18 protein-coding genes and 1 pseudogene are annotated in these 18,851 nt (G+C 66.4%); 10 read left to right on the top strand and 9 right to left on the bottom strand.

Annotation, left to right across the window (positions count from 1 at the left end):
- A partial coding sequence (locus C463_RS03125; RefSeq protein ID WP_008440993.1) for a BGTF surface domain-containing protein occupies positions 1–2,142 on the bottom strand: 2,142 nt, incomplete at its 3' end.
- A gap of 208 nt (positions 2,143–2,350) precedes the next feature.
- Here C463_RS03125 and C463_RS03120 point away from each other — a divergent pair.
- Both C463_RS03120 and C463_RS03115 read left to right on the top strand, forming a co-directional pair.
- On the top strand, positions 2,351–2,806 hold the full coding sequence (locus C463_RS03120) for a zinc ribbon domain-containing protein (protein WP_008440991.1): 456 nt from the start codon (positions 2,351–2,353) through the stop codon (positions 2,804–2,806).
- Positions 2,807–3,835: 1,029 nt separating this feature from the next.
- On the top strand, positions 3,836–5,110 hold the full coding sequence (locus C463_RS03115; protein WP_049905471.1) for an RNA-guided endonuclease InsQ/TnpB family protein: 1,275 nt from the start codon (positions 3,836–3,838) through the stop codon (positions 5,108–5,110).
- Positions 5,111–5,121: 11 nt separating this feature from the next.
- Here the strand turns inward: C463_RS03115 and C463_RS03110 are convergent, their stop codons facing one another.
- From C463_RS03110 to C463_RS03095, 4 genes are all read right to left on the bottom strand, one after another.
- The gene (locus tag C463_RS03110) at positions 5,122–5,922 is read right to left on the bottom strand and encodes a DUF7500 family protein (protein ID WP_008440989.1); all 801 of its coding nucleotides are present in this window, start codon (positions 5,920–5,922) and stop codon (positions 5,122–5,124) included.
- An 84-nt stretch (positions 5,923–6,006) separates the two neighbouring features.
- Positions 6,007–6,726 (bottom strand): archaellin/type IV pilin N-terminal domain-containing protein, encoded by a 720-nt coding sequence (locus C463_RS03105; protein ID WP_008440988.1) that lies wholly within the window; start codon positions 6,724–6,726, stop codon positions 6,007–6,009.
- A gap of 2 nt (positions 6,727–6,728) precedes the next feature.
- On the bottom strand, positions 6,729–7,319 hold the full coding sequence (locus tag C463_RS03100; RefSeq protein ID WP_008440986.1) for an archaellin/type IV pilin N-terminal domain-containing protein: 591 nt from the start codon (positions 7,317–7,319) through the stop codon (positions 6,729–6,731).
- 355 nt (positions 7,320–7,674) lie between these two features.
- Positions 7,675–8,013: a hypothetical protein gene (locus tag C463_RS03095; protein ID WP_008440984.1), complete on the bottom strand. Its 339-nt coding sequence runs from the start codon at positions 8,011–8,013 to the stop codon at positions 7,675–7,677.
- A gap of 186 nt (positions 8,014–8,199) precedes the next feature.
- Between C463_RS03095 and C463_RS03090 the strand changes: the two genes are divergently transcribed.
- A complete protein-coding gene (locus C463_RS03090) occupies positions 8,200–8,538 on the top strand; it encodes a helix-turn-helix domain-containing protein (protein ID WP_008440983.1) in 339 nt (112 codons plus the stop codon).
- Between the two features lie 43 nt (positions 8,539–8,581).
- Here the strand turns inward: C463_RS03090 and C463_RS03085 are convergent, their stop codons facing one another.
- A complete protein-coding gene (locus tag C463_RS03085) occupies positions 8,582–9,313 on the bottom strand; it encodes an RAD55 family ATPase (RefSeq protein ID WP_008440982.1) in 732 nt (243 codons plus the stop codon).
- Positions 9,314–9,457: 144 nt separating this feature from the next.
- On the opposite strand from C463_RS03085, the gene C463_RS03080 reads away from it, so the two are divergent.
- The 3 genes from C463_RS03080 (at position 9,458) to C463_RS03070 (ending at position 12,730) form a co-directional block, all read left to right on the top strand.
- Positions 9,458–10,069 (top strand): HalX domain-containing protein, encoded by a 612-nt coding sequence (locus C463_RS03080; protein ID WP_008440981.1) that lies wholly within the window; start codon positions 9,458–9,460, stop codon positions 10,067–10,069.
- Positions 10,070–10,297: 228 nt separating this feature from the next.
- Positions 10,298–11,197: a spondin domain-containing protein gene (locus C463_RS03075; protein ID WP_008440975.1), complete on the top strand. Its 900-nt coding sequence runs from the start codon at positions 10,298–10,300 to the stop codon at positions 11,195–11,197.
- 3 nt (positions 11,198–11,200) lie between these two features.
- The gene (locus C463_RS03070; protein ID WP_008440973.1) at positions 11,201–12,730 is read left to right on the top strand and encodes a molybdopterin-dependent oxidoreductase; all 1,530 of its coding nucleotides are present in this window, start codon (positions 11,201–11,203) and stop codon (positions 12,728–12,730) included.
- Between the two features lie 148 nt (positions 12,731–12,878).
- Here C463_RS03070 and C463_RS19550 read toward each other — a convergent pair whose 3' ends face one another.
- Both C463_RS19550 and C463_RS19545 read right to left on the bottom strand, forming a co-directional pair.
- Positions 12,879–13,142, bottom strand: a complete 264-nt coding sequence (locus C463_RS19550; protein ID WP_239638843.1) for a transposase — start codon at positions 13,140–13,142, stop codon at positions 12,879–12,881.
- Positions 13,143–13,180: 38 nt separating this feature from the next.
- Positions 13,181–13,693, bottom strand: a pseudogene (locus C463_RS19545) (RNA-guided endonuclease InsQ/TnpB family protein); the annotation flags it as partial.
- A gap of 202 nt (positions 13,694–13,895) precedes the next feature.
- Between C463_RS19545 and C463_RS03065 the strand changes: the two are divergent.
- On the top strand, positions 13,896–14,168 hold the full coding sequence (locus C463_RS03065) for a winged helix-turn-helix domain-containing protein (protein ID WP_049905470.1): 273 nt from the start codon (positions 13,896–13,898) through the stop codon (positions 14,166–14,168).
- Positions 14,165–14,464: a hypothetical protein gene (locus tag C463_RS03060; RefSeq protein ID WP_008440968.1), complete on the top strand. Its 300-nt coding sequence runs from the start codon at positions 14,165–14,167 to the stop codon at positions 14,462–14,464. The genes C463_RS03065 and C463_RS03060 overlap by 4 nt, the downstream gene beginning before the upstream one ends.
- Before the next feature lie 58 nt (positions 14,465–14,522).
- Here the strand turns inward: C463_RS03060 and C463_RS03055 are convergent, their stop codons facing one another.
- Entirely contained in the window at positions 14,523–15,941 is a 1,419-nt protein-coding gene (locus C463_RS03055) for a DHHA1 domain-containing protein (protein WP_008440966.1), read from the bottom strand.
- 117 nt (positions 15,942–16,058) lie between these two features.
- On the opposite strand from C463_RS03055, the gene C463_RS03050 reads away from it, so the two are divergent.
- Positions 16,059–17,372: an O-acetylhomoserine aminocarboxypropyltransferase/cysteine synthase family protein gene (locus tag C463_RS03050; protein ID WP_008440964.1), complete on the top strand. Its 1,314-nt coding sequence runs from the start codon at positions 16,059–16,061 to the stop codon at positions 17,370–17,372.
- A gap of 4 nt (positions 17,373–17,376) precedes the next feature.
- A complete protein-coding gene (metX, locus tag C463_RS03045) occupies positions 17,377–18,675 on the top strand; it encodes a homoserine O-acetyltransferase MetX (RefSeq protein WP_008440963.1) in 1,299 nt (432 codons plus the stop codon).
- Positions 18,676–18,851 lie beyond the last annotated feature (176 nt).

Below are 18,851 nucleotides of genomic sequence, written 5' to 3'. Positions count from 1 at the left end.
AGATGTGTATAAGAGACAGGCCTCGGACTCCGTGCCGGCGCCGGTGTCGGCCGTCTCGTTTCCGCTCGCTTCCCCCTCGTCGGTGCCGGACGGGTCGTCGTCGTCGAGCGTCGTCTTCGCCGGGTCTGCCTCGACGACGAGGGTGCCGCCGTGGGTGTCGTCGTCGAGTCGGAGCGTGAACGGGTACGTTCCGGGTTCGAGGCCGGGAGTCACCGAACCGAACCCGTACGTTCGGGACTCGCCCGGTTCGAGCTTGACGCCCCACGAGCCCATCTCGCTCCCGTTGTCGACGGTGAGGGTGAGCTCACCCTCGCCCGTGAGTCCGCCCGCGTTGCGCGCGGTGGCCCGGAGCGCGGAGAGGTTCTCGCCTTCGGTGACGGTGACGTTCTCGGGGGCGTCGTCGATCACCAGTTCGTCCGGGTTGTCGGCGTCCCCGACGACGATGACCGTCCGGCTGTCCCGGAGCGTGGATCCCTCGTACAGCTCGTAGTTCAGCCGCGTTCCGGGGGAAACGTCGTCGAGGTCGACGTCGACGGTGAAGTTCCCGTCAGCGATCTCCAGCGGCGACTCCGTCCGGAACGGGGCGTCGTCGGCGTCGTTCACGAACGTCGCGGACATCTCGCGCACCGGCAGCAGCGAGGTCGTCCCCGTGACCTGTCCGTCCTCGGACTCGACGAGGAGCTCACCGTCGTCGGTGACGTGGTCGTACCGGAGGAACCGCTCCCGCACCGTGAACGTCGCCTCGGCGCTGACCGTGCTATCCTCGGCTGTCCAGTACGGGAACTGCGCCGAGGTCCCGTCAGATGTCGAAGAAGCGTTGAATACGGCCGGCGGTTCCCGACCGCTCGCGAACGAGTACCGCTCGCCCTCGGTCCCCTCCAGCGCGAACTCGACGGCGAACTCGTCGCCGGGCTCGACGTCTTCGGTGAAGTGATCGCCGTCGCTCGTATCGATCACGAGGTAGAAGCGACCGGGCGCATCCGGAGTGTCCAACTCCGTCGCGTCCGCCACGAAGAGCTTGACGTCCTCCGAGTCGGCGCGCGACAGGTCGAGCTCCGACCGCGGTTGGTTCCGACCGGGGTTCGTCTGTCGAACCCGGAGCGACACCCCCTCCTCGGCGTCCAGCAGGTCGGTCAGCACGTCGAGGTCGATCGCTTGGCCCGGTTCGAGTTCTTCCTCCTCCCCAGCGAAGTGCGACAGCGCCCCCCAGATGCCCGTCGACTCGAACCCGAGGACGATCCGGTTGCCCTTCGTCACCGCGCTCCGGTCGAGGCCGTTCTCTCGGATCTGACCGATCGATTCGGTCTCCGCGTCCTCGTCGAGGTAGTCCGTGTCGATGCTGGTGAACACCTCGACGTCCTCGCGGAACTCCGGCTTCTCCAACACGAGGTCGGCCTGATCCGCGCTCTCGGTCGGCGTCACCACGCCGGAGTCGTCGACGATGAACGTCCCGTTGGTGATCGCGAGCCGATAGCGCTGCGGGACCAGCGGCCGGGCGAGCCCCCCTGCGCCGGTCGCGCTCGGAAGGGAACTGAGGTTCTTGGCGACCGTGTCACCGTTCTCGTCGACGAACTCCAAATCACACGACGTGCCGTCCAGCCCGCAGCTCTCGACGTTGCTCGCGTCGGTGCCGAGCGTCCGCGTGTTGATCGTCGTCTCGCTCGACCCGGAGATCTTGACCACGTCCACGAAGCCGACCGGCTGGCCCGTATCAGTGAGTCGGTTCCCGCCGACGAGCAGATACACCTCGTCGCCGTCCGAGCTGTCGGCGGTGTATCTGATCCTAATCGGGTCGCCCGCGACGCCGGTGTACGTCGCCCGGGAGAACCCCCCCTCGATCTCCGAGCGGTCCGCCGGGGCGACCGGCCCGGAGGACTGGATCGCGGCGGCCCCCGACGCGCCGGCGTCGGCCGACGGAACGGCCGGGGCGGGCGACACGCCCGCCGCGGCCGGGACGGTCGCGACGACGCCGCCGAGCGCGACGAGGAGCGTGAGCCCGATCGCGCTCGCCTGAAACGCCGACAGTCCGAACGGCGCCGGTCGGCCACCGTCGTCATCGTCGGGACCGACCGTGCGGTCGCTGTCGGTCGCCGTCGAGTCTGCCGAGCGCGTGTCGGTCGCGTGGTCGTGGTCCATCGTCATGAGGGCGTGGTCAACGAGTGCGGGCCGGACGACGGCCCGCGGTCGGTTAGCGACGACTCGGCGGGTCACCGACTAAAGCGTACGCACCCGATTATCAGGGCGTGTAACGGGAGCGCGGTGAGCGAGCGAAAAACCGGGGAATCGCCCGACGTGGGCGGAGTCCTCGGTCCGAAGAATTAAGCCCGGGCGGCGCCCGATCCACGCCAAGATGCCATCGTGTCCCCGCTGTGACGCTCCGGTCGACGACGAGGCGCGGTACTGCGCACAGTGCGGCGCCCCGCAGACGGAGGACGCGGCCGAAGAACTCGACGAGTACGTTCAGCGACAGGCGGAGCAGGTCTCGGGCGGCGGCGGGGGTGGCGGATCGGACGGCGGCGGGTCGGACGGGAGCGACGCGTTCCCGTCGAAAGAGGACCTGACCGACCGCGAGCAGCTCTGGCGGCGGGGCTCGTACGTTCTCGGCTACGGGACGGTCGTCGTCGCGCTCACGCGGGTCCCGGCGGCGGAGTCGTGGCCGCTGATCCTCGGAGGGATCGCGATCCTCCCGCCGATCCGCCGGCTCACCGCAGAGCCGCTCGGGAGTCCCCTGAAGCGCGAGGTGATGGCGGGGATCTACGCCGTGTTCGCGCTGATCGGAATTGCGCTGTTCGTTCTTCTACCGTGACGCGGTCCTCATGGGTTGGTCAACGAATGGGGAGTACCAACACGGACAAGTGTCACACCGAGACACGCGGGTTGGTAACCGTGAGGGGTACTCCGCAACACGCCGTCGTTTGATCTCCCACCATTCAGTGACATGGAGCGTGTTAGCCGATCTCTGCCCGCAGATCAACCGGCTCCAGGGAGTGACCCATCCGCAGTAACACGCTGTGAAACGGGTGTAGAACTGAGAGTGTGACTGTCCTACCGATCACGAACTCATCGAAAGGCGTGGCCAACGAGAATTAGACGGCTTTCCACGAGCAAATCATAAGCCCGCAGCGGGGTACGGAACAGCGCGGCGCCGGAGTAATTGAATAATGGATCACTGCGATTGGTTGGTGTTTCCAGATCTTGAGAGGTGAAATCCCTACGATCACCCCCGGGTTTCCGGGGGTGATCCGCAAAAGTGGCAATAACACATACGTTAGCGAACATAGTCTGTCTGGCGTGTAGCGGGAGTGAACAGAGAGACCGGCGTGTCGTGTCGCCGCAACGCACCGCCGTGAGGCCATACCTCCGCGGATCTGTACTGTCAAACAGCGGTGCGTCCGTGCCGGTTAGTTGTGAACACTACCGATGAGCGGCCGGCCACACTGAGTGGTCGTGGCTAATGCTGCGGACGGACAACGAGTGGAACGTCGATTCCTAGCTATGGAAAATTCGATCGTACGGCTGTGTGCGAGGATCACTTCAACAGAACAGACTGATCGGGAATACTACGGCGGTCTCTCCGGGGTGCCGCTGGAGCTCAAGAACACCAATCGGAGTGACTGTCCCGCTGACGCCGCTCACATCGGGAGCCCAGAAGCCAATCCTAAAGACGCGCCAGCGTAACACAAGGTGGAGCCTCCGACCCCAGGGAGCGAGAGAAGCGAGCGTGTAGCTCGGAGACGAAACCGACCCAGCACTACACCAGCCACGTTCAATGGTTGGCCGACTCCTCACTGAATCGCTAATAATATAAAAATAAAACTATACACCTGAAGTACGGATAGAGGTCCGCCGTACCGTCCCGGTCAAACTTGACGTGGCTGACAGCGACGCCGACCTCCTCCATCAAACCATCTCCGAGTTCCTGTGGGCCGCTAACTACGTCGTCGACCAGGCCTGGCAAGGCGAGTACAAGACTACGAGCAAAGCCGAACTCCAACGCGAGACCTACGACGACGTGCGGGCGGAGACGCGGCTTCAAGCGAATCTCGTCCAGAACGCCCGCAACAAGGCTGCCGACGCTGTCCAGAGCGTCGTCGCCCGCTGGAAACAGGGCGACTATGCGGGGAAGCCGCAATTCACCGCCTCAACACTCGTTTACGACAAGCGGTGTGCGACGTTCAACGACGACCACGCGACGCTCTCGACCGTTGAAGACCGCATCACCGCCGAGTACGTCTTACCTGACGCGAGCCGTGAGACACCCCACTCAGAGTATCTGTTCAACGACGACTATGAATTGACAGGCGCAGAACTTCACTACCGCGACGGCGAGTTCTACCTTCACGTCCGAACAAAGGCGGACGTGGAGTCTGAGACTGCCGACGATGGCAATACCGAGCACAGCACAGTCCTCGGCGTTGACCTCGGCATCGAAAACGTCGCTGTCACCTCAACGGGGAGATTCTGGACCGGGTCAGAGTTGAACCACTGGCACCGCGAGTTCGAGAAACGGCGGGGATCGCTCCAACAGCGTGGCACGCGGGCCGCTCACGAAACCATCCAGTCGGTCGGACGTACCGAGACGGGACGCTACGATCACTTCTTCCACACCGTCTCGAAGGAACTCGTCGCAGAAGCCGTCGAACACGACTGTGACGTGATCGCGTTCGAGAATCTGACTGGGATTCGTGAGCGGATGCCGAACGCCAAGAAGTTCCACGCGTGGGCGTTCCGACGCCTGTTCGAGTACGTGGAGTACAAAGCCGAAATCGTCGACATCTCGGTCGAGCAGGTATCTCCTGCGTACACGAGCCAGCGATGTTCGAAGTGCGGGACGACGCTCCGTGAGAACCGCCAGGCCCAAGAGCGGTTCTGTTGCCAGAAGTGCGGTTACGAGGTAAATGCCGATTATAATGCGGCGAAGAATATTGGGGTGAAGTATCTCCGCTCGACGCAAACGTCGTCGGGTGGAGGCGCACCCGTAAACGTGCGCTTGAATCGCGGGACGTTGAACGTGAACGGCGATTACGAGCCTGCCAGCGATGGCCAGAACGGGAGTCCACGCGAAAGCCCCGCCCGCAACGAAGCGAACGGCGAAGCCGTGAGCGAGTAGGGCGGGGTAGTTTACTCGATCCGGAAGCCGCCTGCGTCCTCGGCGGCGCGCACCAAGTCGCCGATGCTGTCGCTCGCGGAGAGGCCCTGACTCGCAGCGAACCGCTTGATCATCACCGGCGGGAGGTCGACGGTCGTCTCGGAGGCCGCGAGCAGCAACCCGATCGTCTCCGGCGTCGGCGAACTGGGGCCGGCGTTCGACGCGAACCACGTGATCAGCGTGTCGAACGTCGCCGTCACGTCGTTCGATACCATCCGCTGGCGGGTGGTGTCGCCGTTCGCGTGAAGCGTCGCGTCGATCCCGTAGTCGAATCCGTCGCCGTCGAAGGAGTTCGCCAGCCACCGGCTCACCGCCTGTCGGTCGACCGTGTCGCCGCTCGCTGCCGCAGACTGATTTCGGCGCCGTCCCTGCGCGGCGTTCGGCGGCGGTTGACCGCCGTCGGGCGGTTGGCCGGCGGATCGCTCTCCGCCGGGCTGCTGTCCGCCGCCGGGCTGGCCGCCGCCACCGGCCGGCCCACCGCCCTGCTGGCCGCGTTCGCCGACGCCGGGGCCGGCCGCGCTCGCCCGCGGGTCGTCGCCCGCGGGGCGGCGCTCGTCGGGGTTCGCCGGGTCGGCCGCGGTGAAGCCGGAGTCGTCGGCCGGCGGCTCGCGTCGCTGGCCACGGGACCGCCGGACGTTGGGGCGGCCGTTCGTCCCGACGACGTAGCGACCCTCCCCGATCTCGACGACGTTCTCGTCGTCGGTGAAGTCGAGTTCCTCCGGGTCGGCGGGCATCGCGTCCGCGTCGTTCGCCGGCGGATCGTGGTCACTCATGGGTTGTGGTAGCGCACGCCGAAAAATAGGTGTTGCGGGCGGCCGAGCCGCCGACGTCGTCGTTACCGCACTGTTCGAAGCTCGTTAGAGCCGGACCGCTTCGCCGTCCTCGCTGTAGAGGTCGGGCGACGTCAGTTCGAGTGAGGTCGTCGCCGACGCGGGCGAGACGATCTCAAGTGACGACGTGTCGCTCTCACCAAAGGCGAGAGCGTCAGTTTCCTGATGCGCATAGGTGTAACTGCTACCCGTACTGTTGTAGACATCATCAACCGTGAGGTTACCGAACGGCTCTGCGCCCGGGTTGATCACGATAGTGTAATCGGTGGTGTCATCCAGAACAGCGTCACCGCCCGACACGAACTCCCCGTCGGTGTTTTGAACGGCGAACGTACTCGCGTTGAGCTGACTCGCGTTTCCGATATCAGACGTACTGGAACTGCCGTTGGCAGGCTCATCGGTGAACACAAGGTTCGCCTGTCCGTTCGGCCCGACCGCCTGAATCGTTGATTGGGACAAGTCGATCTGATCGGAACCGGCGGCACCGGAGACGCTGATCTTGATCGCCTCCAGTTCCCCGGAAGTGCTGTTACCGACGATCCCAACCTCGCTCGTCACGTCGATTCGCTCCGAAACGAGATCCGTACTTTCCTGCCCGGTTGCTTCAGCCTGTGACTGGAGGAAACCGGCAGTGTTGATCAGGACGCCGGCGGCGATCGCCGCCACCAGCACCATCGCGATGAACACGATGAGTGTCCCGATACCCACCTGGCCGCGGTCCTCATCGTTGTTGATGAATTCGAACATTGTTATAGCCTCACCGAACTCTGCTCATCGGTCAGCGTCGTCGGAACACGTAGTTCCGCAGTGGTAGTCGCACCCGAAGGCGTGGTGAACGTCACCGCCAAGCTGTCACCGCCCTCAAGTGTTCCGTAGATACCACCGTTATTGCTGTCCAGATTAATTCCCACGTCGGCCCGGTCGCTGGCGTCTGTCAGGACGACGTCACTCGGATCGCCGGTGTAGATGTTGATGCTCGTCGCGCTGCTACCGAGTTCGAACGTCTCCTGACCCGCAGTGCCGATGAGCTCGACACTCGTTTGGTTCAAGTCAACGTTGCCCGCACCAGGCGACTGCGCCACGGTGATATTCAGCTGATCGATATAACGACCATCGTCAGGACCGGTAACGTTTCCCGACTGACTCACGATCTGGAGCCGGTCGCTGACTTGTGCTGTACTCTCTTCGCCCGTTGCTTCCGCCTGCGTCTGGAGGAACCCGGCCGTGTTGATCAGGACGCCGGCGGCGATCGCCGCCACCAGCACCATCGCGATGAACACGATGAGGGTCCCGATCCCCACTTGACCGCGCTCTTCCTCGTCCAGTATGGTTTCGAACATTGTGTGTTGCGTCGGCCCCCGGCCTGCCCGGCGGGCGTTATCGTTAGCGATGGGGAATTCCTACTTAAGATCACGTTCCCGGTTATCTAAGTTGATAAACAACTTACGTCGGGCGATTTTTGTATTTATTGTGAGGAAGTAATTACAGAACTAATTAACAAAACCGGCGTCAAGTTCTCAGCGTTGGATCTGGCGATACCACCTCCGTCGTCAACGCTCGCCGACGAAACCGCGTGAAAAACGGACGCCGCGATCGGCGTCATCAGAAAGCCGCGTCAGACGATCGGTGACTGCGACCGGGAAATGACATGACGCGTCCCGCCCGGTTCCGTCTCCGCACTTCCTCACTCCCCTTTTACCGCTCGCGCAGGCGAGACAGCTCCGACTCGGGGATCACGAACTCCTGCGTGCCCGGCTCGTAGACGGCGAGGCTCCCGGCGACGAGCGCCATCGACGCCGCGAGCAGTCCGGTGTTGACCAAGAGCAGCGCCTCCGCGTTGCCGAATCCGGTCCGAAAGGCGGCCGCGGGCGTTCCGACCGCCGCGACGACGACGAGGCCAAAGCCGACCGCCAAGTACGCCATCGCCGTGCGGCCGGACGACCGATACGCCGCGACGGCGAACGCGACGAGCGTCGCGCTCGCGCCGGCCAGCACGGTGGTCGTCATCAGGTACAACGCCTCGATGAGCTCCATACACACCCTGCTCGAACGCGGGTCATAAACCCACGGTAGCGGGTATCAGCGGCGATAACACGGTGTCCCGCCGCGGCGCGGCGACCTCGCCGCGATCCCGTCTCGCGAGGCAGATCGGGAGTGTTCGCCGAGCGAAACGATCACCGGTACCCTTATAAGACACAAAAATCAATCTCGATAACGTGAATGGTGGGGGACGATCTGATCACCGTACTCGGTAACAAATACAACACGGACATCCTGACGGCGACGGGCGACGCGAAGTCGGCCCAGGATCTCAGCGACCAGTTGGACGTCCCGATCGCGACGTGTTACCGACGGATAAACGAGCTGGAGGAGGCGGACCTCCTCGAGCTACACGACCGACCGCTCTCGGACGAACACCGGCGCGTGAAGGTGTACCGTCGGAAGGTCGACGGGGTCGAGGTCGACTTCCGCGACGGGCTCGCCGTCGAGGTCGAGGAGCGGTCCGCGGTGAAGAACCGGCTCGACGACGTCTGGCGCGACCTCTCGTCGCGAGAGTAGCGGTCGACGAGATCGGAACGCGTCGCGCCGCCCGGCGGCGGCGTCAGAAGGACGGCTGGTCGTCGGAGCCGCCCATCATCGAGAAGCCGCCCGCGCGCTCGTGAACCGTGATCCCGCCCTGCCCGATCTCCATCGGGAAGATGTCGGTGTCGATGTCCTGTTTCCGCATCTTCGCCACCCAGACGTAGCGGTTGACGCCGGAGTCGGTCGGCGTCTGGATGAAGTAGATGTTCCCGTCCGTGAGGAAGTTCTCCAAGCCGACCTCGGTGTCGGGGAAGACGGCGCCCTGCTCGTTGATTAGCAGCGAGGTGAGCCCGTTCGCCTTGAGGATGTCCGAGAACTTCAGGAGGTAGGTGCGCTTCTCCTGTTCGGCGTCGAAGAAGAGCTGGAACATCGACAGCGAGTCGAGGACGAGGCGGTCGAAGTCGCCGTCCTCGACGGTGTCGAGCAAGCGGTCGACCGCGGTCGAGAAGTCGGTCTCACGCAGCATCTCTCGTTTGTCGAGGATGACGATGTCGCCGTCGTCGACCATCTCATCGAACCCCTCGAAGCCGACGGACGCGGCCGCGCCGCGGATGTCGGTCTCGTCCTCCTCGAAGGAGACGTAGACGCCGCGCTCGTCGTGTTCGGAGACGCCGTGGTGGAGGTACTGAATTCCGAAGATGCTCTTGCCGGTACCCGGGTTGCCGGAGACGAGGACCGTCGACCGCTCGGTGATGCCGCCGGTGAGAATGGAGTCGAGCCCCTCGACCCCGGTGGAGACGAGTTCTGACATTCGTCTCCCCTTTGGCGGGCGGAGTATATAAAAGACGGTTCAGGACATCGGGCGAACGGACGGCGACAGTTTTATCTCTCGACACGCCGCCCGTTCGTGTATGCCCGGTGAAGCGTGTCCGGTCGCTCCCGGCGGTGATCGACGGTGAGCGATCCGTCGATACTCGTCGTGGAGGACGAGCCAGACATCGCGGCGCTGTACGCCGGCTTCCTTGAGGAGCGGTACGACGTCGACGTGGCCGAGACCGCCGCCGAAGCGATCGATCGGGTCGACGCCGCCATCGACGTGGTGCTCCTCGACCGTCGACTCCCCGACGGGAGCGGCGACGACGTCTTAGAACACATCCGCGAGGAGGGGTACGACTGCCGCGTGGCGATGGTCACTGCGGTCGAACCCGACTTCGACATCATCGACATGGGGTTCGACCTCTACCTCACCAAGCCGGTGAGCCGGACGAAGCTGTTCGCCGCCATCGACACCCTCCTGACCCGCAACGAGTACGACGACCTCGTCCAAGAGGCCGCGGCGCTCGCCGGCAAGCGCGCCGTGTTGAGCTCGCAGAAACCGGCCGCACAGCGCGAGGGGAACGACGCGTACGCCGAACTCGTCGACCGACTGGAGGAGTTGGACGCCGACATCGACGACCTCGGCGAGTCGCTGTCGACCGACGACTACCGCGCGATGTTCCGCGACCTCGGCGAGTCGCTGTCGACCGACGACTACCGCGCGATGTTCCGCGACCTCGGCGAGGCCTGACGCGGCGCCGACCGCGCTTTCCGTCGCTCGTTCGACGCCCTCGAGCCGACCGGCTACTGCTCTCACCGACGCCGAGCCCCGCTATCCGCCCGGGCAGCAGCCGGTCACAGAACCCGCCGACAGCGTCCGAATCCCGAACGAAGTTTGAACGGATGCTGCCCCGACTCCGCACGGAATTTGTCCGGTAGTTGAAAAATCTATATCCCGGTTATCGCCCTCGTCGGGAACATGACGCACCGAGACACGCGGCGGCGGTTCCTGGCGACGAGCGGCGGACTCGTGACGCTGGCGCTCGCCGGTTGCGCGGGCGACGGCGGAACGGGTGACGAGGGCGAGATGGACGACGGCGAGGGGATGAACGGCGACGACGGGATGAACGAGAGCGACGGAATGGGCGGTGACGACGAGATGAATGGTGACGACGGGATGATGGAGTCCGCAACCGTTCGCGTCCGGATCGAGAACGTCGCGCCCGCCGACTTCTACTCGGCCGACGGGCCGACGAGCGGCGCGATCTGGGTCACGCCCGGCGCGTACGCGGTCCACGAGGGCGAGAACCCCATCTACGGGCTCGGCGAGCCGGCCTCGATCGGCCTCGAAGCGCTCGCGGAGGCGGGCCCGCCGACCGGCTTCGAGGGGAAAGACGGGCTCGTCGACGGGCTCGACGCGGCGGCGCCCGTGGCCCACTCGGGGGCGTATACGCCGCCCGACACCGTCGCGGACCCGAACGATCCGACCGGCGAGGTCCCGGGCGCTCCGCCGATCGCACCCGGTGGCGCCTTCGAGTTCGAGGTCGACATCTCTCCCGGCCACCGGCTCTCGTTCGCCTCGATGTTCGTCCCCTCGAACGACGTGTTCGTCTCGGCGGACGAGGCGGGGATCGCGCTCTGGCCCGAGGACGGCGAGCCGGTCGACGGGGACGTCACCGACGCCGTGTCGCTGTTCGACGCGGGGACGGAGCCGAACGCGGAGCCGCCCGGAAGCGGTCCCGACCAAGCGCCCGCGCAGGACGCGCCCGACCAAGGCGCGGACGAGAACGGAGTCGTGCGCCGGCTGAGCGAGGTCGACGACGGCCACGAGTACCCGGCGGTCGAGGACGTAGTTCAAGTGACCGTAACCCCCACGTAGAGTATGATCATTGGTACCAACGAGCGAGACGGGCTCCTCGCGGCGGCGGCGGGCGCGGCCGCGGTCGCTGGGTCGTACCTCGCGACGGGGTGGAACCCCTCGTTCGTCGTGCGACCCGTCGACCAGGCCATCATCAACCTGACGCCCGGACCGATCGTGACCTTCTCGATCGCGACGTTCGGCGACGCGGGGCACCTGATCCACATCGCCATGGCGGTCGCGACCGTCGTCGGGCTGTTCGGCGCGGTCGCGTTCGCAGGGTTCCGGCTCGCCACGCGCACGGACCGGCGGGCGGTCGCCGCCGCGGTCGCCGGCGTCGGATCGTGGTTGCTCGCCGCCGCCCTGACCGGAATCTCGGCGGGCGCGCTCGGCGCGGCGATCCCCGCGGCGGCCGTCGCCGGGATCGGCTGGCTGCCTCCGTCCGCGGCACCGTCCGGGGGCGATACCACCGCAAGCGACACCACCGCAAGGGACGCGCCGGCGGTCGTCGACGCGGTGCGCCGCCGGACGCTCGGGATCGTCGCCGGGGCGCTCGCGTTCGTCGTCGCGGCGGGCGGCGGCCGACGGTTGCTCGCGGGGGGCGACGACCCGCTCGCTGACGCTCCGCGCTCCGAGGGCGCCGCCGCCCGGCTCCAGGAGCTCGACACGGCCGGGCTGGCGTTCGAGAGCGACGACCTCCACGACATGGTGAGCCCGATCGGGGAGTTCTACAACGTCGACATCGCGGAGTTCGACCCGGAGGTCACCGCGGACGAGTGGTCGCTGACGTTCACGGGCGAGACCGGGTCCGACCGGACGGTCACCTTCGACGAGCTGATCGACCGGCCGGTCGAACACCGCGCGATCACGCTGCGGTGCGTCGGCGAGGACCTGAACGGGCGCAAGCTGGACAACGCCGTCTGGACCGGGACGCCGATCCGCCCGCTGCTCGAGTCCGTCGACCCGCAGGGCGAGTGCGACTGCGCGATGCTGCGCGGCGAGGACGGCTACTACGTCCAGTTCCCGGTCGACGTGCTCGCCGAGGGGTTCCTCGCGTGGGGGATGAACGGGAAGGAACTCCCCTCCGGCCACGGCCACCCAGTCCGGGTGCTGATCCCGGGTCACTGGGGGGAGACGAACGTGAAGTGGCTCTCGGAGATCGAGCTCCTGAACACCGAAGACGACGGCTACTGGGAGGAGCGCGGCTGGGAGGGGACCGGCGAGGTGAAGACGGTCGCCAAGCTCTGGGACGAGGGGATCACGGAACTCGGCGACGGCCGCGTCGAACTGGCCGGGCACGCCTACGCCGGGACCCGCGGGATCGAGCGGGTCGAGGTGTCGACCGACGGCGGCGACTCCTGGACCGACGCCGCCCTCTCCGACCCGCTTCCGGACGCCGACGTCTGGCGGCAGTGGCGCCACGTCTTCGAGCCCGACGGCGAGCGCGAGGTCGTCGTCCGCGCGACCGACGGGACGGGGACGCTCCAGTCGAGCGAGGAGTCGGGCTCCGTCCCGAGCGGCGCGTCGGGATGGGTGCGCCGGACGGTCGGTTGACGTGACCGCCGCGATCGGAACGTCGCCCGAGAGTGGCTCGGGCCGAAACGACTTTCATCACATACGGGACACACCAGTACGTCAGATGGAGAAGGCCCTATCACCTACACCCGGCGTAAACGCCGGGGTTTGTCAGTGAACTCCCGGTCTACCCGCGTGATACGGTGGGCGTGAAACCGCCGCTCCCATTCACTGTTCCTGACTTCAGGGCAAGGTGATTGGTTGCCCCTCCAGAACCAGACTTACGCCGATTCCGGAGATACCGCGCTGCTATGTTTCGCGCCGCGTTGTAGTCGCTGTGTAGCTCTTTGCCGCACTTCTGACACACAAACTCATCGCCGTCGCGGTTATCCTCATGTGTGAACCCACACTCGGAATGACTACACTGCTGGCTTGTNGCTCTTTGCCGCACTTCTGACACACAAACTCATCGCCGTCGCGGTTATCCTCATGTGTGAACCCACACTCGGAATGACTACACTGCTGGCTTGTGTAGGCTGGATTCACCACTTCAACAGTGATTCCTTCAGCTTTCGCCTTGTAGGTTATCTTCCGCGATAGCTCTCGAAACGCCCACTGCTGGAATTTTAAGAGATCCGACATCCGCTCTCGGATATTCTCTAAGTCTTCCAGTACAATCGTCTCACACCCGTGGGCGACAGCCTCAGTAACTACCTCTTTCGACACATGGTGTAGATAGTTCTCGCTCCAATTGGCGAAGCGATCACCNCCAATCGACTGGATTGTGAGATGGGCTGATCGCGTTCCGTTCTGTTGTAGGTTGCCGCGTCGGCGTTCGTATTCGCGGCGTTTGTGGTTCAATAGGTCTGCGTTACCGATGAACGCACCAGAGCTGGTCACAGCGAGATACCCGTCCACGTTGCGATCTACGCCAAGGACTGTTCGGCCCTCGGCTTCTTCCTGCGTGTCGTCACGTTCCTGCTTGACTGAGACGTGGANTATCCATTGTTTCCTTCAGGTCGTCCCGGCGGTCGTTGGGAACGGAGAGTTTCACGACAGCGGTACGTCGAAGCTCCATTTACACATCACATGTGGTGCTATGTATTTATACAAGTTGGGGAGTTGGTTAGCATAGTGTTTTGCGGTTGGGTGTTGCTCATGGCGCGATTCCCGCCCGCCGTGAACGGCAGGACTTCCTCGCTGTATTAGGTGGTACCTGTTCGTCGCGAGCCGCGGTGGCGCCAACAGGGTCCGGATCGTCCGGGAACTCCGCGAGCGTCCCCGGAACGCGAACGAGCTCGCGGACGCGCTGGACGTCGACTACAACACGATCACCCACCACCTCGATATGCTCCGAGACCACGATGTCGTCGAGCCGAGCGACCACGACTACGGGAAGCTGTACTTCCTGACGGACCGCTTCGAGCGCCACACGGACACGTTCGAGGAGATCACCGCGGAGGTGGACGCCGAATGAACCCCGCGTCGCCGACCGGGATCGCCGTGCTGATCGGGATCGTCAACAGCGCGCTGTTGGCGGTGTTGGCGTCGGTCTGGATCCGTAACTACCGCGAGTTCGGGTCGACGCTCCTGCTCGGGCTCGTGGGATTCAGCGCCGTACTCCTCGTCGAGAACCTCGTCTCGATCGCGTTCTTCTTCGCGAGCATGCGGACGCTGTACGCGATGGACCCGCTCGTGGGGCGAGTCGTGCTCGCGATGAGCGTGCTGGAACTGCTCGCGGTGTCGCTCCTGACCTACGCGACGGTCCGGTGATCGACACGACGGTCAGGTGACCGGGCGGTCGCTTTTCGCGAGCGCGGACCGCGGCCGCTCACGAGAGCTGTTCGCCGACGATCCGGTCGGCCGCCGCGAGGAACGCGTCGCGCTCGTCGATCGGAATCGTCGCGCCCGCGGCCACGTCGTGTCCCCCGCCGTCGCCGCCGACGGACTGACTCGCCTCGCGCATCGCCGCGGAGAGGTCGAGCCCCTTCCGGACGAGCGCGTGCGAGCCGCGCGAGGACACCTTCAGTTCCTCGACGCTCTCCTCGGCGAAGGCGATCACCGGCTTCGAACGGTCGACCGCGGGCGAGCCGACCGCCATCCCCGCGACGATGCCGACGATGGTCTCGCGGATGCGCGACCCCGCGTCGAACCACTGGAGGTTGTCCTCGTGGGTGACCCCCTCGTTTTTGACCCACTGGAGCCCCTCGGAGAGGTTCCGCCGGTGCGTGCGGAGCAGCCGGCGCGCCTCCGCGAGCGCGTCGCCGCGGTCGCCGAGACACACCGCGAGGCCGATGTCGCCGCGCTCGTAGCGCGCGGTGGCGTTGAGCAGCGTCGAGAACTCGCTGACGTCCCGCAGTTCGGTGCCGGGCTCCTCGTCGACGAGCGTGTAGGAGGTGCCGACGAGCGCCTCGATCCGTTCTGACGGGACGCCCGAGGCGACCGCGCGGCGCATCAGCGCCGGCGCGAGGGTCCGCCGCTCCGCGCCGTCGAGGTCGACCCAGCGCCGCCACTCGCCGTCGCGTTTCACGTCGACGTCGAGATCGGTGAGGAAGGAGATGGCCCCCGCCTCGTCGTTCGAGATACCCGGGATCTTCACGTCGGAGGCGTACTCCAACAGCTTCGGCAGCGGACGGGTCTGTCTGCCGTATAAGTCGAGGTCGGTGCGGGCTTCGAGGACGCCGGCGTCGACGCCGTCGGCGACGATCGACTCGTTGGCGCCGACGAGCCCGCCGTCGGAGTCCTGCATGTCGCCGACGGCGCCGACGACCGCGAGCGCCGCGAGGTCGCGGTTGTCGCCGTCGGGCCCCTCCAGCGCGCGGGCGAGGAGGTAGCTCGCGCCGGCACCGGAGAGCTCGCTCGCGCCGTCGATCCCTTCGAGCAGGGGGTTGAGGTGGTAGCGCGTGTCGCGGTCGGCGGGCTGGTGGTGGTCGGCGATGACGGGGACGAAGTCGCCGCGGTCCTCGTGGTCGGCGATCACGTCGAGCTGACCGGAGCCGAAGTCGGTGAACAACACCACGTCGAGCTCGCGGGCGGCGATGCCGGCGATCGAGTCGGCGTCCAGCTGTTTCTCGAAGACGACCTCGTGGTCGATCCCGGCCCGGGCGAGCCCGGTGGACGCGACCGCGGCGCTCGTGATCCCGTCGGCGTCGATGTGCGAGGCGAGCAGCACCCGGCCGGCCTCGCGCAGGCGGTCGGCGCAGTCGGTCGCGCGGTCGGCGAGGTCGGGGACTGGGGCGGCGACTGCCATTACCACCGGTTGACGCCCGACCGGGCATAAACGCACGCTTCGGACGAACGGTCTCGAAGGGGCATCAATTGCCGTAACTGACGGTTATAGAAGTACACAGACGTATGAGCAACAAACATGACACGTGGGTTCACCACCCGGAGCCTCCACGCCGGCGCCGAGCCCGATTCGGCCACCGGCGCCCGCGCCACGCCGATCCACCAGACCACGTCGTACGTCTTCGACGACGCGGACACGGCGGCGGAGCTGTACGCGCTCCGGGCGGAGGGCCACGTCTACTCGCGGCTCTCGAACCCGACGGTGAACGTCTTAGAAGAGCGGCTCGCCGACCTCTCGGGCGGGTCGGACGCGGTCGCGACCGGCTCTGGGATGGCCGCGTTCGACGCGATAACCACCGTCCTCGCGAGCGCGGGCGACAACGTCGTCGCCAGCTCCGAGATGTACGGCGGGACGGCCGCGTACCTCTCTAGCATCGCGGACCGCCGCGGGATCGAGACCCGGCTCGTCGACACGCTCGATTACGAGGCGTACGCCGACGCGGTCGACGGCGACACCGCGTTCGTCCACGTCGAGACGATCGCGAACCCCTCGCTCGTCACGCCCGACTTCGAGCGGCTCGCCGAGATCGCCCACGAGAACGCGGTCCCGCTCGTCGTCGACAACACGTTCGCGACGCCGTACTGCTGTCGCCCGTTCGAACACGGCGCCGATATCATCTGGGAGTCGACGACGAAGTGGGTCACGGGCAACGGCACCACGGTGGGCGGCGTCGTCGTCGACGGCGGGCAGTTCCCGTGGGACCACCCCGACGCCGACTACGACGAGCTCGACGGGCAGTCGCCCGCGTTCCCGATCGACTTCGTCGAGCAGTTCGGCGACGCCGCGTTCGCCAACGTCGCCCGCCAGCGCGGGGTTCGCCCGACCGGCGGCCAGCAGTCACCCTTCGACGCGTGGCAGACGATCCAAGGGCTGAACACGCTCCCCCTGCGGATGGAGCGCCACTGCGAGAACGCGCGGGAAGTAGCCGAGTTCCTCCGCGGCGACGACCGCGTCGACTGGGTGAGCTACCCCGGCTTCGAGGACCACGAGAGCCACGACAACGCCGCGAAGTACCTCGACGGGTTCGGCGGGATGGTGACGTTCGGCGTCGGCGGCGGGTACGAGGCCGCCAAGACGTTCTGCGAGTCGGTCGACCTGACGAGCTTCCTCGCGAACATCGGCGACGCGAAGACGCTCGTCATCCACCCGGCCTCGACCACCCACGCGCAGATGGACGAGGACCAGCAGCGGATCGCGGGCGTCTACCCCGAGATGCTTCGGCTCTCCGTCGGTATCGAGGACCCAGAGGACGTGATCGCCGACCTCGACGCCGGGCTGGCCGCGGGCGAGCGCGCCGCCGTCGACTCCATCGCGGACGAGGAGGAGGTGTGAACCGATGAGCGCCGTCCCGACCGACCACGGGGTCGCCTCGCTCGGCGAGTTCACCTTCGAGTGCGGGCAGTCGGTCCCCGACTTCGAGGTCGCCTACGAGACCCACGGCGAGTTCGACGGCGACAACGTCGTGCTGATCTGCCACGCGCTCACCGGCAGCCAGAACGTCGCGCGTTCCCCCGAGCCGGAGCGCGAGGAGGGAGGCACCGGTGCCGGACAGGCCGGGCAGGCCCGCGCGTGGTGGGACGACGTCGTCGGGCCGGGGAAAGCGATAGACACGACGGAGTACTACGTCGTCTGCGCGAACGTCCCGGGCTCGTGTTACGGGACGACCGGTCCCGCCAGCGAGCGGCCCGCGGACCTCGAACTCCGCGAGGATCCGGACCACGACCGATGGGGGACCGCATTCCCGCCGGTCCAAGTCGAGGACTGGGCGCGCGCGCAGCGCCGCCTGCTCGACCACCTCGGCGTGGGGCGGCTCCGGGCGGTCGTCGGCGGGAGCGTCGGCGGGATGAACGCCCTGGAGTGGGCGAAGCGGTACCCGGACGACGTCGACCGCGTGGTCGCCATCGCGACCGCGGGGCGCCTCGACGCGCAGTGTCTCGCGCTCGACGCGGTCGCGCGACGGGCGATCCGCGCGGACGCGGACTGGAACGGCGGCGACTACTACGGCGACGACCGCCCGGACCCGACCGAGGGGCTCGCCATCGCCCGCCAGATCGGACACATCATGTACCTCTCGAAGGCGTCGATGGAGCGCAAGTTTGGGCGGCGGTCCGCCGGCCGCGACTCGCTCACGCGCGAGGACGGCGACCTCGGGCTGCCGCCGGAGCCGACGGCCGGCTTCTTCCCGTACCGCGAGGTGGAGTCGTACCTCGACTACCAGGCCGAGGGGTTCGGCGACCGCTTCGACGCGAACAGCTACCTCTACCTCACGCGCGCGATGGACGAGTACGACTTGGCCGCGGGACACGGCACCGACGCCGACGCCCTCGCCGCCTTCGAGGGCGAGACCCTCCTGCTGAGCTTCACCGCCGACTGGCACTTCACCGTCGAGCAGTCCGGCTCCCTCGCCGACGCCTTCCGCGACTCCGGGGTCCCGGTCGCGCACCACGTGGTCGACTCCGACCACGGCCACGACGCGTTCCTCGTCGAGCCGGAACACGTCGGGCCGCCCGTCCGCGACTTCCTCGCCGACGGCGTCGAGGGACGAGCCGTCTCCGACGAGGCCGGCGGCGACGGTGACGATCCGCGGCCCGACTCCGACCACGCGCCGGTCCACGCGAGTCTGTTTCGGGGGTAGTCCACTCGGTTAAATCGGGTGCGGTGGCGCGCGCCTCCGAGCGGGCCACCGGCCCGCGAGGAGCGCGTGCGAGGGAGTCGCTGGCGCCATAGTACCTAGCGTAACTTTTGAAGATAGTCACCGAGGTGATCATCGATCCAAGAGGCTGCGAAACTAATCTGAGCTGTAAGCTTCTC

The sequence above is a fragment of the Halorubrum californiense DSM 19288 genome, from assembly GCF_000336875.1.
GTDB classification, from domain to species: domain Archaea; phylum Halobacteriota; class Halobacteria; order Halobacteriales; family Haloferacaceae; genus Halorubrum; species Halorubrum californiense.
The sequence above is the reverse complement of the archived record's forward strand: the minus strand, read 5'-3'. Positions and strand labels throughout refer to the sequence as shown.